This window comes from Azospirillum thermophilum, from assembly GCF_003130795.1.
GTDB lineage: Bacteria > Pseudomonadota > Alphaproteobacteria > Azospirillales > Azospirillaceae > Azospirillum > Azospirillum thermophilum.
In genome coordinates this window covers 483,347-499,032 of sequence record NZ_CP029356.1, presented here as the reverse complement: position 1 = coordinate 499,032, position 15,686 = coordinate 483,347, and the positions used below count along the sequence as shown (strand labels likewise).

Annotated in this window: 14 protein-coding genes; 7 read left to right on the top strand and 7 right to left on the bottom strand. The window is 72.2% G+C overall.

Annotated features, from left to right (window positions below):
* Positions 1-75: 75 nt before the first annotated feature.
* Positions 76-789 (bottom strand): gamma-glutamylcyclotransferase, encoded by a 714-nt coding sequence (locus DEW08_RS23420; protein ID WP_342760797.1) that lies wholly within the window; start codon positions 787-789, stop codon positions 76-78.
* 79 nt (positions 790-868) lie between these two features.
* Here DEW08_RS23420 and DEW08_RS23415 point away from each other — a divergent pair, with 79 nt between their 5' ends.
* Positions 869-1,906, top strand: coding sequence for a DUF2125 domain-containing protein (locus DEW08_RS23415; protein WP_109331798.1), 1,038 nt, complete (start codon positions 869-871; stop codon positions 1,904-1,906).
* 9 nt (positions 1,907-1,915) lie between these two features.
* Here the strand turns inward: DEW08_RS23415 and DEW08_RS23410 are convergent, their stop codons facing one another.
* From DEW08_RS23410 to mutY, 3 genes are all read right to left on the bottom strand, one after another.
* Entirely contained in the window at positions 1,916-4,306 is a 2,391-nt protein-coding gene (locus DEW08_RS23410) for a sensor histidine kinase (protein WP_245986938.1), read from the bottom strand.
* A 259-nt stretch (positions 4,307-4,565) separates the two neighbouring features.
* A complete protein-coding gene (locus DEW08_RS23405) occupies positions 4,566-5,300 on the bottom strand; it encodes a DUF1194 domain-containing protein (protein ID WP_245986937.1) in 735 nt (244 codons plus the stop codon).
* 45 nt (positions 5,301-5,345) lie between these two features.
* The gene (mutY, locus tag DEW08_RS23400) at positions 5,346-6,404 is read right to left on the bottom strand and encodes an A/G-specific adenine glycosylase (RefSeq protein WP_109331796.1); all 1,059 of its coding nucleotides are present in this window, start codon (positions 6,402-6,404) and stop codon (positions 5,346-5,348) included.
* A gap of 174 nt (positions 6,405-6,578) precedes the next feature.
* Between mutY and DEW08_RS23395 the strand changes: the two genes are divergently transcribed.
* The 3 genes from DEW08_RS23395 to smc all read left to right on the top strand — a co-directional run bounded on the left by DEW08_RS23395 (position 6,579) and on the right by smc (position 11,273).
* Positions 6,579-7,052, top strand: coding sequence for a DUF721 domain-containing protein (locus DEW08_RS23395; protein ID WP_109331794.1), 474 nt, complete (start codon positions 6,579-6,581; stop codon positions 7,050-7,052).
* 89 nt (positions 7,053-7,141) lie between these two features.
* On the top strand, positions 7,142-7,792 hold the full coding sequence (locus tag DEW08_RS23390) for a DsbA family protein (protein WP_245986936.1): 651 nt from the start codon (positions 7,142-7,144) through the stop codon (positions 7,790-7,792).
* A 19-nt stretch (positions 7,793-7,811) separates the two neighbouring features.
* A complete protein-coding gene (smc, locus tag DEW08_RS23385) occupies positions 7,812-11,273 on the top strand; it encodes a chromosome segregation protein SMC (protein ID WP_109331792.1) in 3,462 nt (1,153 codons plus the stop codon).
* 52 nt (positions 11,274-11,325) lie between these two features.
* Here the strand turns inward: smc and DEW08_RS23380 are convergent, their stop codons facing one another.
* Entirely contained in the window at positions 11,326-12,255 is a 930-nt protein-coding gene (locus DEW08_RS23380; RefSeq protein ID WP_109331791.1) for a peptidoglycan-binding domain-containing protein, read from the bottom strand.
* Positions 12,256-12,460: 205 nt separating this feature from the next.
* Here DEW08_RS23380 and DEW08_RS23375 point away from each other — a divergent pair, with 205 nt between their 5' ends.
* Positions 12,461-12,730, top strand: coding sequence for a hypothetical protein (locus DEW08_RS23375; protein WP_109331790.1), 270 nt, complete (start codon positions 12,461-12,463; stop codon positions 12,728-12,730).
* A gap of 17 nt (positions 12,731-12,747) precedes the next feature.
* Here the strand turns inward: DEW08_RS23375 and DEW08_RS23370 are convergent, their stop codons facing one another.
* Entirely contained in the window at positions 12,748-13,146 is a 399-nt protein-coding gene (locus DEW08_RS23370) for a hypothetical protein (RefSeq protein WP_109331789.1), read from the bottom strand.
* A 95-nt stretch (positions 13,147-13,241) separates the two neighbouring features.
* On the opposite strand from DEW08_RS23370, the gene DEW08_RS23365 reads away from it, so the two are divergent.
* Positions 13,242-13,835 (top strand): NAD(P)H-dependent oxidoreductase, encoded by a 594-nt coding sequence (locus DEW08_RS23365; RefSeq protein ID WP_109332369.1) that lies wholly within the window; start codon positions 13,242-13,244, stop codon positions 13,833-13,835.
* Positions 13,836-13,845: 10 nt separating this feature from the next.
* Here the strand turns inward: DEW08_RS23365 and DEW08_RS23360 are convergent, their stop codons facing one another.
* Entirely contained in the window at positions 13,846-15,297 is a 1,452-nt protein-coding gene (locus DEW08_RS23360) for a GH1 family beta-glucosidase (protein ID WP_109331788.1), read from the bottom strand.
* A 217-nt stretch (positions 15,298-15,514) separates the two neighbouring features.
* On the opposite strand from DEW08_RS23360, the gene DEW08_RS23355 reads away from it, so the two are divergent.
* A complete protein-coding gene (locus tag DEW08_RS23355) occupies positions 15,515-15,679 on the top strand; it encodes a twin transmembrane helix small protein (protein ID WP_245986935.1) in 165 nt (54 codons plus the stop codon).
* Positions 15,680-15,686: the final 7 nt, after the last annotated feature.

The following is a 15,686-nucleotide window of genomic DNA, read 5'->3' as shown; positions in this document are numbered from 1 at the left end:
TCAGGCTTAAAATGCACAGGCACCTAATCGTTGTCAAAAGAACTAACGCTTAGGTTATCACCGCGACCAAAAGGACTACCCCCGACCGGTGGCCGCGAGGTAGAGCCGGTAGAGCGCCGTGTCGCGGATGCCCAGCTCCTCCAGATGCTCGACCGTGTTGGCGAGATAGTCGATGTTCGGCCCGCGCTGGCCGCAACAGCCCGCGATCCGCTCGATCATCGCCGTCTCGTCGAGGAAGCCGCAATACTGGTGGTGGGCGCGGTTGACGACGAAGCAGCAGGCCTCCACCGCGGCCTCCCCAGCCTCGGTGCGCCCGTCGCGCAGGCGCACGCGCAGCATCTTCGGCAGATAGACGCGGTTGTCCATCTCCCGCTCCCACAGATAGTCGAGCGCCCGGGGCACGTCGGCGGCGGCGATGCGGAAGACGATCCCCCGGCACGACCCGCCGCGGTCGAGGCCGAGCACGAGGCCCGGTCGCTCCGGCGTGCCGCGGTAGCGGTGGGAGGAGACGCAGAAACGCCGGTGATAGCCGTTCAGCACCGCGGCATGCCGCTCCCGGAAGGGGAAGCCGGGGTTCCACATCAGCGAGCCGTAGCCGAAGACCCAGACGTCCTGCCCGCCCATCACCGTGATGTCGCGGGTCCAGACCGCACCGGGGCAACCGGGATCGGGGCGGCCGGGATCGGGGCGGCTGTCCGCCTGGAGATCGGAGGAGGAGGAGAGGAAGGAGGCGTTGGGGGAACGGCCGTTCAGCAGCATGTCCGCGTGCAGCGCTGCGGGCGCGTCCACTGCGCCCCGAAACCCCGAACCTAGCACGCAACCCCGCCGATCGCTATAAAAGAGGCTTCATCGACTGGAACAGCGACCGATGCGACTCCGCAAGCCCTCCCGCCGCGCCGCCCTGCTGGCGCTTCTGCTGCCCGCCCTGCTGGTCGCCGGCTATGCCGGCTGGTGGTGGTGGGCCGCCGGCATGGTCCGTCAGGGCGTGCTGGCCTGGGCGGAACAGCGCCGGGCCGAGGGCATGCTGGTCGAGTATGCGGCGCTGGCGGTGGAGGGCTTCCCCTTCGCCCTGCGCGCCACCGTGGACAAGCCGCACCTCGCCGCCCGCGGGCTGGAATGGCAGGGAACCCGGCTGGTGGCGGAGGCGCCGCCCTGGGCGGTGACGCGCGTCGCCCTGACCCTGCCGGGCGAGCAGCGCGCCATCGTCGCCCAGCCCGGCCAGCCGCCGCTGGAGATCCTGTCGCGCGGCGGCGGCGCCGGCCATGCCCTGTGGACCATCGGCGGCGAGACCGGCGGCACGCTGGAGCAGATCCGCCTGTCCTTCACCGACCTGCTCGCCCAGCCGTCGGCGGAGCGGCTGCCGGTCGCGACGCTGGAGGTCGCCGCCACCCAGCCGCCGCAGAGCCCGGCCGGGCATACCGCGACGGGCATGGCCCTGACGCTGACCGCCATCGGCGTCACCCTGCCGGAGACCGCGCCGCCGACGCTCGGCCGCCACATCCAGAAAGCGGAGCTGTCCGCCCGCGTCCTCGGCCGCCCGCCGCGGATCGAGCCGGCCAGCCTGTCGGCCTGGAGCCGCGACGGCGGCACGGTGGAGCTCGACCGGCTGGGGCTGGAATGGGGACCGCTGCGCATGATGGTGAACGGCACGCTGGCGCTGGACGGCGAGCTGCAGCCGCAGGCCGCCCTGACCGCGGAGGTGCACGGCGCCCAGGCGGTGCTCGGCGCCGTACAGCCGATGTTGCGCCCCAACGAGGTGGCGATGGCCCGCACGGTGCTGACCATGCTGTCCCGCCCGACCGGGCCGGCGGGGGAACCGGTGATCACCGCCCCGGTGACCGTGCAGGACCGCGCCCTGTTCCTCGGCCCGGTGAAGGTCGCCTCGGTCCCGCGGGTGGTGTGGTAGCCGCCGCCGTCAGGCCGGGCCGGGGAGCGGCACGGGCGCCTGCAGCGGCAGCCTGAGGGTGAAGCGGCAGCCGCCCTCCGCCGGGCAGGCCAGCGTGATGGCGCCGCCGAGCGTGCCGACCACGATGTTGTGGACGATGTGCAGGCCGAGCCCGCTGCCGCCGTCACCGCGCCGGGTGGTGAAGAAAGGCTCGAACACCCGCTCGCGCAGGTCGAAGGGAATGCCGGCCCCGTCGTCGGCGACCTCCAGCAGGATCCAGCCCTCCTCCGCGTCCGCCCGGACGGCGACGGCGACCGCGCCCGCCTGGTCCGGCGCGAAGGCATGGGTCAGCGCGTTGATGACGAGGTTGGACACCACCTGCGACAGGGCGCCGGGGTAGCCGTCCATAACGATGTCGTCGGGGCAGACGAGCGAGACGCGGTGCCGCGTCCGCTTGACGTGCGGGGCGAGGCTGCCCAGTACGTCCTCCAGATAGCCGCGCAGCTCGAAGCTGCGGCGCGCCTCCGACGTCTGGTCCACCGCCACCTGCTTGAAGCTGTTCACCAGCGTGCCCGCCCGCTCCAGGTTCGCGAGCAGGATGGCCGAGGCCTCCTGCACCCGGTCCATGAAGCTCTCCAGGTCGCGGCGGCGCAGATTGCCCTCCGACATGGTGGAACGGAACTTCCGCACCTCCTCCGCCAGGAAGGAGGAGGCGGTGACCCCGATGCCGACCGGCGTGTTGATCTCGTGCGCCACCCCGGCGACCAGCGCGCCGAGCGAGGCCAGCTTCTCCGCCTGCACCAGGCTGCGCTGGGTGCGCTGCAGGTCGGTCAGCGCGGCCTCGGCCTCCTCCTTGGCGGCGCGCAGCGCGTTCTCGGCGTCCTTGCGCAGCGACATGTCCTGCACCGCCAGGAACATCGCCCCCACCCCCTCGTACTCCATGGCGACGGCGGTCAGGATTCCCCAGAAGACGCGGCCGTCGGCGGAGCGGAAGCGGGTTTCGATGCTGGTGGCGCGGTTCAGCCGGTAGAGGGTCGCCGGCAGGGCCATCGCCTCCGCCGGATCGTCGAGGAAGTCGGCGAGGCCGAGGCGCAGCGCCTCCGTCCGGACGGACGGCGGCAGGGCGAGCAGTTCGCCGGTCGGGGCGTTGGCGAAGAGGATCACCCCGTCGGAGCGCCGGGCGATCATGATCGGGAAGGGCGCGGAATGCAGAATGGTGCCGAGCCGCGCCTCCCCCGTCCGCAGCGCCCCGGCCTGGGCGTGCAGCGCCACCAGCGTCCCGGCGAAGCGGGTGACGGCCTGGCCGATGCGGTCGAACTCCTCCAGCAGCGCGCGCGGCGGCGTCACGGGCTGCGGATCGTCGGGCAGCCGCTGCAGAAGGTCGCTGAGGGTCCGCACCGGCCGGACCACATGCCGCAGCAGCAGCACCGCCACGCCGAGCAGGACCAGGAAGGTGGCGCCGACCCCGATGATGCCGGTCCACAGGGCACGGCGCCCGTAATCGACGATGCGGTCCGCGGTGGCGAGCGCCGAGGACGCCGCCCCGCTGGCCAGGCCCTCGGCAAGCTCGCGCAGCAGGCGGTGGGCGGTGTCGATGTCCTGCCGCATCTGCCGCTGCACCGCCAGCCGGCCGCGGTGCAGGTCGGTCAGGGTCCGGGCATCGGAGATGCGCTGCAGCAGGTCGACCAGTTCCTCCATATGGGCGGCGGCGGCGGGCGACAGCTCGTCCAGCAGGGCGCGCTGGGCGCGGATCAGAGTCAGGATCTCCTGGTCGCGGGCGCCCAGCAGCTCCGGCGTATCGGCGACCACCGCCTCGCCGTAGAGGCGGCGGAGCTGGTAGAGGTTGCTGAGGAAGGCATAGTCCTGGATCGCCTTGTCCGGTTCGGCCAGCAGGCGGGTGGCGCGGGCCAGCACCTCGTCGACGGCGCCCAGCCCCTCGCGCACGCTGTTGGACAGGGAGTCGATCAGGTCGGCGCGGTGGTTGCTGTAGCGCACCGCCGCCAGGGCACGGTCCAGCCGCTCCACCGCGGCGCGGTCCGCCCGCTCGGCGAACTGCAGGGCCAGCGTCTCCGCCTCCTCCAGCGCGGTGGCACGGCGGCCGCGGTCGTGGCTGTTCAGGATCACCTCGGCGAGGCGGCCGAGCTGGGCGGCGGCCAGGGCGTCGCGCTGCTGCAGCACGACGCGCGGCACGGTCTGCTGCCGAGCCTCCTCCGCGATGGAGACGATGCCCAGCAGGGCGGCTCCGACCACCGCGGCCAGCGCCGCCAGGACCAGCGCCACCGTCCCGACGAGCGCCGCCGCCGCGGTCTGCAGACGCGGCTTGCCCGAAGGCCGGAGGCGCGGTGGCGGAGCCGCGCCGCGCCGGGACGCGGCCATGCCGCCGGGGCGTGTTGTCGCCGCCGCCCCGGTCATCGATCCCATGTCCGGCGCGCCGTCCGCCATACCCCCGTCCGCGATCCTTCCCTTTTCCGGCATGCCCGAAGCCGGCATCGGCCCCGCCTGCGGGACGATCCCGCAGGGCGACGTTATAAATGGTTGCGTCAGAAGCAGACATTACCCGCGCAATCGGGCGGGCGGCTAGGATATTTCGCCACACCACGCCCGCGCGGGAGCCTCCGCCCGTCCGGGGGGTGCGGGCGGCGGAGCCGGGCGTCAGCGGGGCGGGATCAGCGGGGCGGGATCAGCGGGCGGCGACCGCCGTGGTCGGGATCGCCGGCCGGGCGGCGATCTCCAGGATCAGCTTCTGCCGCAGGGCTTCGATGAAGCTCTCCTGGTCGGTGGCCGACTTGGCGAAGCAGTTGTCGCCGCCGATGACGTTGTCCTTGAAGTAGTCTTCCAGCCAGGGGAACTCGTCGAGGATCGCCAGCCCGTTGATGGTGATGCCGCGGGCGACCGCCCGGTCGCGGGCGGTGACGGGATCGACGCCGCTGTTGGAAAAGCCGTTGGAGACGATGTCGATCACCTTGCGCGGCGCCGCATAGCCGCTGCCGCCGAACAGCGCCGCCGCATCCTCGATTGCCGCCCCGATGGCTGTGGAGTCGCCCTGGTGGTTGCGCGGCAGCCCGTCGATGGCGTCGGCGAAGGCCCTGGCATCGGCCTCGGAGCGGAGCAGCCGCCAGGGCACATGCACCTGCAGCGACCGCGGCCCGGAGTAGGAGACGAGCGTCACCGCGACCTCGCTGTTGCCGATCGCGGCGGCGACGTCGGGGTCGCGGAAGGCGGCGGCATGGCCGCGGAGCTGGAAGTCCAGGTCGCTGTCGGTGATGGAGGCGGAGCGGTCGAGCGCCAGGACCAGTTCCACCGCCGCCCGCGACGGGCCGGCCCTGCCTCCCGTCTTCGACTCGGCCCGGCCGTCGGCCGGCCCGGCCATGACGGCGAGAAGAAGCACGACGAACAGCACCGCGTGTCGGATCATGCCGCACCCACCCCCGCGAGGACCTGCCTCGCCATGAAGGAACGATCAGGCGTGGGCGAGCGCGTGCCGCACCACCTTCACCATAACGGTCGGCAAGGCCTGATCGCCCAGCCGGTCGATCGGAATCCAGCGCCCGTCGGCCTGGCGCCAGCCGTCGCCGGCCACCGCCGCCACGACCTCAAGCTCGAGGTGGAAGTGGGTGAATGTATGGCGGACCAGCCCGGGCAGACGCTTCCAGACCGCCGGCAGCGGTGCCTGGGCGGCCACGGCGGCGGCATCCGGCGCCTGCGGTCCCCAGCCGGTGGAGGGGATTTCCGCCATCCCGCCCAGCAGCCCCTCCTCCGCCCGTCGGCGCAGCAGGACAGCGCCGTCCGGGTTCAGCAGCCAGTAGGCGACGCCGCGGCGGGTCGGCTTTTCCGCCTTGGCAACCTTGCGCGGCAGCTCCTCCGCGATGCCGGCGGCGCGGGCGTCGCACAGGTCGGCCCAGGGGCAGAGCATGCATCTGGGCTTGCGTGGCGTGCAGACGGTGGCGCCGAGGTCCATCATCGCCTGGGCGTAGTCGCCCGGCCGCCCGTCCGGGGTCAGGGTGGCGGCCAGCCGGCGCAGGGTGGTCTTGGCGGCCGGCAGCGGCTCCTCCACCGCGAAGATGCGGGCGATCACCCGCTCGACGTTGCCGTCCACCACGGTCGCCTTGCGGTCGAAGGCGATGGCCGAGATGGCGGCGGCGGTATAGGCGCCGACGCCCGGCAGGGCCAGCAGCTCCGCCTCCGTCTCCGGGAAGCGGCCGCCATGCCCGTCGGCGACGACCCTGGCGCATTTGTGCAGGTTGCGCGCCCGCGCGTAGTAGCCGAGCCCCGCCCATGCGACGAGCAGGTCGTCGAGCGGCGCCGCGGCGAGGTCGGCGACGGTCGGCCAGCGCTCCGTGAAGCTGCGGAAATAGGGGGCGACGGCGGGGACCGTGGTCTGCTGCAGCATGATCTCCGACAGCCAGACCCGGTAGGGATCGGCGGTCTCCCCCGGCTTGGCGCGCCAGGGCAGGTCGCGGCGGTGACGGTCGTACCAGGAGAGAAGCTGCGCGGCAGCCTTGCGGGAATCGCGGATCATCGTGAGGGAAGACATAGGCGCTCCGCCGCGTCTGATAAAGCGCCACCGCTTCGCCACGGTTTGGTTTCAGCCTGACGGGGCGCGGACGGCGGCGGGCGGGCTGGATGAGGATGCCGCCTTGCGCTACCGTGCGGCCGGACCGAGAGAAGCGATTTGGACGGAAGAGCGACCACCATGAGCGGACCCAAACGGATCGGCCAGACCGTGCCCGAGGTCGCCGGCAAGGTGCTGGGCAAGCGGGGGCTCGCCTTCGGGGCACTGATCACCGACTGGCCGGCCATCGTCGGCCACCAGCTTTCGCTGCGCACCGCCCCGGACAAGCTGAGCTTCCCCCGCGGCAAGCGGGAGGAGGCGACGCTGCACATCCGGGCCATGGGCGCCATCGCGCTGGAACTGCAGCATCTGGAGCCGCAGATCATCGAGCGCATCAACAGCTTCTTCGGCTACCGCGCCGTGGCGAAGATCAAGCTGATCCACGCGGCCCTGCCCCAGCGCCCGACGGCGGTGGTCCGGCCGCGCGACCTCAGCATGGACGAGGAGCTGTCGATCATCACCACCACCGCCAGGGTGGAGGACGAGGAGCTTCGCGCCACGCTGGAACGGTTCGGCCGGTCGCTGCTGGCCCGGCCCAAGCCGGCGCGGCGCTGATGCCCGGGCCGGGAACGGGATCGGGCTGCCCCTTGCCGGGCCGCCGCCCCTTTGGCTATACATCAACATCTGGTAGGGAAGAGACCAACGTGAACCGCAAAATTTTGGGACTCGCCGGATTGCTCGCCACCGGGCTGCTTGCTTCGGGCCTGACCGGCTCCGTCACGCCGGCCGCCGCGCAGACCGCTGCCCCGGCCGCCACGCCGTCCGCGGCCGACCGGCTGGGCGACCGGGTGCTGGGCGATCCGAACGCCCCGGTCACCATTCTCGACTACTCGTCGATGACCTGCCCGCACTGCGCCACCTTCCACACCACCGTGCTTCCCCAGATCAAGGAGAAGTACATCGACACCGGCAAGGTGAAGCTGATCTTCCGCGACTTCCCCTTCGACCAGGCGGCGCTGCGTGCCAGCCAGATCGCCCGCTGCGCCCCGGCCGAGCGCTACTACCCGCTGCTGGACGTGATGTTCAAGAACCAGGGCCAGTGGACGCGGGCGGCCGACCCGGCCAAGGCGCTGTCCCAGTACGGCAAGCTGGCGGGGATGAGCCAGCAGACCATCGATTCCTGCATCGCCGACAAGGCGCTGGAGGACAGCATCCTGACCAGCCGCATGACCGGCGAGCAGCAGCACAAGATCGAAGCCACCCCCACCTTCATCCTGAACGACGGCAAGGAGCGGATCGAGGGCGCCCAGTCCTTCGAGACCTTCGCCAAGGCCATCGACAAGCTGCTGAAGTAGTTACGAAGGGTATCGTCCGGTGCATTTCACGCGCCTCCGCCTGTCCGGCTTCAAGTCTTTCGTGGATGCCACCGAACTGGTCATCGAACCGGGCATGACCGGGATCGTCGGCCCGAACGGCTGCGGCAAGTCGAACCTGGTGGAGGCGCTGCGCTGGGTGATGGGCGAGACCTCCGCCAAGAAGATGCGCGGCGACGACATGGACGACGTCATCTTCGGCGGAACGTCCAACCGTCCCGCCCGCAACCTGGGCGAGGTGACGCTGTGCATCGACAACCACAGCCGCACCGCCCCCGCCGCCTTCAACGAACATGAGGAGCTGGAGGTCACCCGCCGGATCGAGCGGGGGTCGGGCTCCGATTACCGGATCAACGGCAAGCTGGTGCGCGCCCGCGACGTCCAGCTCCTGTTCGCCGACAACGCCTCGGGCGCGAACTCGCCGGCCCTGGTCAGCCAGGGCAAGGTCGGCCAGATCATCAACGCCAAGCCGCAGGACCGGCGCATGCTGCTGGAGGAGGCGGCGGGCATCACCGGCCTCCATTCCCGCCGTCACGAGGCGGAGCTGCGGCTGCGCGCCGCCGAAACCAACCTGATGCGCCTCGACGACGTGATCGGGGCGATGGACACCCAGCTCCAGGGGCTGAAGAAGCAGGCCCGGCAGGCCGCCCGCTACCGCAACCTGTCCGACCAGATCCGCCGGGCGGAGGCCGTGCTGTGGCACCTACGCTGGATCGCCTCGCAGGCGGAGCTTCAGCGCGCCCGCACCGCCTTCGAGGCGGCGGAGGGCACGGTGCGGGAGCTGATGCTGTCGGTCACCCAGCTCACCACCCGGCGGACCAGCGACGCCGCCGGGCTGCCCGAGCGCCGGCAGGCCGAGGCGCAGGCCGCCGCCGCGCTGCAGCGGCTGGTGATCGCCAAGGAACAGCTCGACGCCGAGGAGAAGCGCGTCGCCGAGCAGCAGCGCGCCCTGCAGGCCCGCCTGCGGCAGATCGCCGGCGACCTCGGCCGCGAGGAGGCGCTGGCCGCCGACGCCGGGGACGCGCTCGCCCGGCTGGAGGCCGAACGCGACCGGCTGACCGAGGCCCAGGCCGACGAGGAGATGCTGGAGGAGGCCGCCCGCGAGGCGCTGGCCGAAGCGCGCGAGGCGGTGGACGAGCTCGACCGCGAGCTGACCCGCCTGACCGAACAGGTGGCGGCGGACGAGGCCAGGCGCGGCTCCATCCAGCGGCAGGTCGCCGAGCTGGACGGTCGCGCCGCCGCGCTGTCCAGGCGGCTGGACGAGCAGCGGGCCCAGCGCTCGGCGCTGGAGGGCGAGATGGCGGCCCGCGGCGACCTCGCCGAGGCGGAGATGGCCGTCGAGCTTGCCGAGCAACGGCTGGAAGACGCCCGCGAGGCCGCCGAGGAGGCGGAGCGGGCGAAGGCCGACACCGAACCCGCCCAGGCCCGTGCCCGCGACGCCCTGCATGCCGCCGAATCCGCCCGCGCCAAGCTGCGCGCCGAGGAAAGGGCGCTGGCCGAACTGCTGTCGGCGGGCTCCTCCGACCTGTTTCCGCCGCTGGTCGATGCGGTGGCCGTGGCGCCCGGCTACGAGGGCGCGCTGGCCGCGGCCCTCGGCGAGGCGCTGACCGCCCCGCTGGACGAGGCTGCCCCGGTCCACTGGCGCCGGTTCCCGGCCTTCGCCAGCGTCGCCCCGCTTCCCGCGGGGGTGGAGACGCTGGAGGCGCGCGTGCAGGGACCGGCGGCGCTGACCCGCGCACTCGCCCATATCGGGGTGGTGGCCGACGCCGCGGCCGGCGCCAGCCTCGCCCCCGCGCTGTCGCCCGGCCAGATCCTGGTCAGCCGCGACGGCGGCGCCTGGCGCTGGGACGGGCTGACCGTCCAGGCCGGCGCCCCGACCGCCGCCGCCATCCGGCTGAAGCAGCGCAACCGGCTGGCCGAGCTGCGCGGCGAACTCGACCTTGCCGAGGAGCAGGTGGAGACGGCGCGCGGTGCGCTCGACGAGGCGAAGCAGGCCGCCGAGGAGGCCGCCCAGGCCGACCGCCGCGCCCGCGATGCCGTGCGCGAGGCCTTCGCCGGGCTGCACGCCGCCCGCGACCGCCACGCCAAGCTGGCGCGCGAGGCCGACGCCGCCGCCTCCCGCCTCGCCGCCCTCACCGAGGCGGTCGAGCGGCTGGCGGCCGACCGGGCCGAGGCGGGAACCCGGCTCGCCGAGGCGCGGGCGGCGCTCGACGGCCTGCCGGACCCGCGCGAGGGGCGCGAGCTGGTGAACGAGCGGCGCGCCGCGCTGGCGGAACAGCGCACGCGGCTGGCGGAGAAACAGAATGCGCTCGACCGGCTGACCCGCGAGGCGCAGGCCCGCCGCCAGCGCCTCGCCGCCATCGCGCAGGAGGTCGCCTCCTGGGGCACCCGCTCCGCCGGCGCCGGCGGACGGATCGGTGAGCTGAAGGAACGCGCCGACGCGGCCGAGGCCGAACTGGCGCAGCTCCAGAGCCGGCCGGGTGAGATCGCCGCCGAGCGGCAGGACCTGCTGAACCGCATCGCCGAGGCCGAGCGCAGCCGCAAGCGCGCCGCCGACGCGCTGGCCGAGGCGGAAACCCTGCTCGCCAGAACGGAAACCGCCCTCCACAAGGCCGAGGCCGGGCTCGCCGACGCCCGCGAGGCCCGCGCCCGTGCCGAGGCCGCCGTCTCCGCCGCCCTTCAGCAGCAGCAGACGCTGACCGAGCGCATCGCCGAGCGGCTGAACTGCCGGCCGGAGGACACCCGCAAGGCGGCCGAGCTGGAGGAGGGCGAGGCGCTGCCCGACGCCGCCGCCCTGGAGACCCGGCTGGACAAGCTGGTGCGCGAGCGGGAGACCATGGGGCCGGTCAACCTGCGCGCCGAGATCGAGGCGGCGGAGCTGGAGCAGCAGATCACCGGCCTGCAGACCGAGCGCGCCGATCTGGTCGCCGCCATCGCCCGGCTGCGCCAGGGCATCGCCAGCCTGAACCGCGAGGCGCGGGAACGGCTGGTCGCCAGCTTCGACACGGTCAACCGCAACTTCCAGGACCTGTTCACCCGCCTGTTCGGCGGCGGCAAGGCCCATCTGGAACTGGTCAACGCGGAGGACCCGCTGGAGGCCGGGCTGGAGATCTACGCCAGCCCGCCGGGCAAGAAGCTGCAGGTCCTCTCGCTGCTGTCGGGCGGCGAGCAGGCGCTGACCGCGCTGTCGCTGCTGTTCGCCGTGTTCCGGTCGAACCCCGCGCCGATCTGCGTGCTGGACGAGGTGGACGCCCCGCTGGACGAGGCCAATGTCGGCCGCTTCTGCGATCTGGTCGAGGACATCGCGCGGGAGGGCGACACCCGGTTCCTGATCATCACCCATCACCGCCTGACGATGGCCCGCGTCGACCGGCTGTTCGGCGTGACGATGGCCGAACGCGGGGTCTCGCAACTGGTCAGCGTCGACCTGCGGGGCGCGGAGGAACTGCGCGGCGTCGCGTGACGCCTCCGGCCGGTTCCGCCCGGCCGGGGCCCGCTCCCTGGCGGCGCTCCCCTTACCGGCGACGCGCGACGCGCGGCTCGGCGGTGAAGCCCGGAGCGATGCGCAGCTCCTCGCGGCGGCCGGAACCGAAGCTCGGCTCGCGGCGGTCCTCGCGCGGGCGGTCTTCCTCGGGCACGGAGGCCAGTCCGGCCGAACGGCCGCTGCGCCACCAGGCGAAGCCGATGCCGCCGAGCGTGGCGGCGAGCAGCCCCATCACCCCATAGCGCATCAGGTTGGTCATCCAGCCGGCAGGGCCGGAGCCCATCTCCGCCTGCGGCACGGTGGAGACCTGCTCGCCCGCCGCGTTGGTCGCGGTGACCGCGGCACGCGGGGCGGCCTGGGGCACGGGGCCGTCGGCCGGATTGCCGGCGTGGCCCGACGCGGTTGCCGTGCCGCGGGCGGCAGCGGCCGGAGCAGGGGCGCCGGAGGACACCGGGCCCGGGGAGACGGACGCGGAGGGAGCCGCTGCGGTGGAGGAGGCCGAGCCGCTGCTGCGGCTGGCCGGCGGGGCGCTGCCGAACTGGGCATAGCCGCCCACCGACTCGTTGCCGCTGTCGACGCGGGTGGTCGGGGCGGCGCGCGGCGCCACCTCCTTCTCCTTCGGCGTCTGGCCGATCTGGCTCTTCGACAGCGAGCCCATGGTCGGCGAGGCCTTCTTCTCCCGCTCGCCCATCATGTGGGCGACGGTCGCCTTGTCGAGCTGCCCGGTAACCGGCAGGCCGGACGCCTTCTGGTAGGAGCTGAGCGCCGACCGCGTCTCGGCCGTCATCTGGCCGTTGGCCCGGCCGCCGATGTTGTAGCCCTTCTCCTTCAGGATGATCTGCGCCCACTGGATGTCGGCCGCTCCCGGCTCCGCCCGCACCGGCAGGGCTCCCGCGGCCAGGACCGGAACCGCCACCGTCAGCGCCATCAGCAGCCGCGCGCGCCGCGATCCCCCAGACATGCACCTTCCTCCGTTCGCGACTCGAAATCGTCAACAAAACCGTCCCAATTGAATTACCAGATTGCGGCGCATTTCCGGTGGCGATTTTTGTGCCCCAGTGTTGCGGCGCACGCACCGTTGCCGAAAAAGCGCGCCCGAAAATGGATGGGCGGACCCCAGGCGTGATAGCCTTCCCCGGTCCGCGCAACGGGGGGAGGAAGCGAGCATGTCGGTGGCGAGACTGGCCCTTGCGCCGGGACTGATGCTGGGGGTGGTCCTGCTTCTGGCCGGCTGCGGCGGCAACCCGTCCTATCGGGAGTGGACGGCGAGCAACCACACCCCCAACATCGCCTTCGACGAGTGCACGGAGGAGGTGGACAGCATCATGCGGCTGCGCGGCTATCCCTACCGCCCGCTGCCGGAAACGCCGCAATACCGCTACCGCAAGGAGATCCTCTCCCAGTGCATGCGGCGCAAGGGATACGAGCCCGACTGACCGCTCCCGCCCGGCCGTCAGTGCGCCGGCAGGCCGTAGCGCAGATAGGCGAGCCCGCCGACCAGCGCCCCGATCAGGATCACCGCGAGGTAGAAGCGCAGCGGCAGCCCGACCTTCTCCCCGGTGCGCGGCGCTTTCGCGGACGGCTTCCGCGCCGCCGGCGGGCGGGCGCCCTTGCGGGTGGGATCGTGAAGCTCGATCAGGGTCCAGTTGAACTCCATCCCCTGATAGTCGGACTGGTCGTTGTAATCGAGCCGGATCAGACGGAAATAGGCCCGCGGGTTGACGCTCACCATCAGGTCGAAGCGCGCCTTGGCCTGGTCCGGGTCCTCCCCCACCTCCAGCGTCTTCCAGCCCTTGCCGCGCGCCTTCTGGATGGCGTAGCGGGGCGGCTGGGGCGGGCGGCTGGACGGCATGGGCTCAGTGCGGCAGGAGGGAGCGGGAGGAGGGAGGCGGGAACGGGCGCCGCACTCTAGCACAGCGGGCCCTCCATGCTATGGTTGCGGCCACCATGCGCATCCAGACGATCCTCGCCCATCCGCTGTCCGACAGCTTCGCCGCCGCGGTCCACCGCACCGCGGCCGACAGCCTGCGCGCCGCCGGCCACACGGTGACGGAGACCGACCTCTATGCCGAGGGGTTCGAGCCGGCCCTGACCGCGGCGGAGCGGGCACGCTATTTCGACCCGGACTACGACACCGGCCCGGTCGCCCCGCTGGTCGAGCGCCTGCTGGAGGCGGAGGGGCTGGTCTTCTGCTATCCCCACTGGTGGTTCAATTATCCGGCAGTGCTGAAGGGCTATTTCGACCGGGTGTGGGCGCCGGGCGTCGCCTTCCGCCACGATCCCGCCGGCGGTCGGATCGTCCCGCTGCTGACCGGGCTGCGCAGGGTGGCGGTGCTGACCAGCTTCGGTTCGCCCTGGTGGGTGGTGAACCTCCACATGCGCAACCCGGCGCGGCGCATCCTGAAGAACGGCATCCTCACGGCCTGCGCCCCGACGGCATCGTTCCGCTATCTCGCCCACTACGACATGGACCGTTCCACCGACGCCACGCGCAAGCGCTTCCTGTCGCGGGTGGAGCGGGAGATGCAGCGCTTCGGCTGAACCCGCCGGATCAGACCGGCGGCAGACCGTTCGCGCGGATGGCCCTGGCGTACCAGTCGTAGCTGGCCTTGGGCGTGCGCTTCATCGTCTTGCGGTCGACCTGGACGAGGCCGAAGCGCCGGCGGTAGCCCTCCGCCCACTCGAAATTGTCGAGCAGGGTCCAGACCATCCAGCCCTTCAGGTTCACCCCCTCGTCGATCGCCTGGCGGGCGGCCATCAGGTGGTCGCGGATGAAGCGGATGCGGTCGCCGTCGTCGATCCGCCCGTCCGGCCCCGGCCGATCCTCGAAATGGGCGCCGTTCTCGGTGACGTAGACCGGCGGGTTGCCGTAGCTCTCCTTCAGCTCCACCAGGATTTCCGCCAGCCCGTCCGGCTCGATCGGCCATTCCATGCCGGTGCGGCGGGTTCCCTCCGGCGCCATGCCGTAGCCGGTGCCGAACAGGCCCTGCGGGTCGGGCTGCTGGTGCATGCGGCTGTAGTAGTTGACGCCAAGGAAGTCGATCGGCTGCCGGATCAGCTTCAGGTCGCCGTCCTTGACCAGCGGGGCGAACTCGGCGGCCAGCAACTCCGGATAGCTGCCCTTCAGCAGCGGGTCGAGGCAGGCGCGGTTCCACAGCGCATCCCACTTCAGCGAGGCCGGATAGTTGGACTCCAGCCCGCCGACCGGCCAGACCGGCTGCAGCGACAGCACGGTGCCGAGCTGCCAGCCCCCCGCCCCGCCGGCCTTGCGCAGCGCTTTGATCGCCATGCCCTGGGCGAGGTTCTGGTGGTGGATCGCCTTGTAATAGTTGGCCTGCCCGGTCAGCCCCGGCGCATGGGTGCCGTAGCCGTGGCCGAAGATGGCGTGGACCGACGGCTCGTTCAGCATCGACCAGTGCTTGGCCCGGTCGCCGATGCGGCCGGCGACGATCAGGGCGTAGTCGGTGAACCACTTGGCGATGTCGCGGTTGGTCCAGCCGCCCTTGTCCTGCAGGGCCTGCGGCAGGTCCCAGTGGTAGAGGCAGGGCCAGGGCTGGATGTTGCGCGCCAGCAGCGCGTCGGTCAGCCGGTCGTAGAAATCGAGGCCCTTGGCGTTGACGGCCCCCACCCCCTCCGGCAGGACGCGCGGCCAGGCGACGGAGAAGCGGTAGGCCCGCATGCCGGCCCGCGCCATCAGCTCCACATCCTCCCCATAACGGTGGTAGTGGTCGCAGGCGACGTCGCCGGTGTCGCCGTTGACCACACGGCCGAAGGAATGGCTGAAGCTGTCCCAGATGCTGGGCGCCCGTCCGTCCTCCGCCACCGCCCCTTCGATCTGGTAGGAGGAGGTGGAGCAGCCCCAGAGGAACCCGTCCGGCATGGTGGGCACCTCCGCCCCGCCGTCCGCCGCCAGCGCCCGCGCGGCGCCGCCGGCCTGGATCGCCGGAAGGGACGGGGCCAGGGCCGCCGCTGCCGCCGCCTTCAGGAAGGTCCGCCTCTGCATGACAAAGCCTCGTCGATGACCCGGTGAAACCGGGGCGGCGCCCTCGCCCTCCCCGCTCGTCGCCGACAATGTAAGGAGATCGGCGGCTTTCGCAACGCGGCTCATGCCGATTGAACGGTCCCGCGGAGAAAAAAGGAACCCGCCGCCGGGATAGGCGGGGCAGGGGTGGCGCGCTATAGTCATCGGCATGACACATCTTTTTCCGACCCTCATGGTCATGGCCCTGCTGGCAGTGGTGGCATCGCTGTTCTCGGGCCTTTTCTTCATGGCGCGGAGCGGCCAGGGCGACGCGCGCCGGTCCAACAAGGCGATGCGCATGCGCGTGGTGCTGCAGGGTGCGGCGCTCCTGCTGTTCCTCATCGCCATCCTGACGCGGGCGTGAGGGCGCG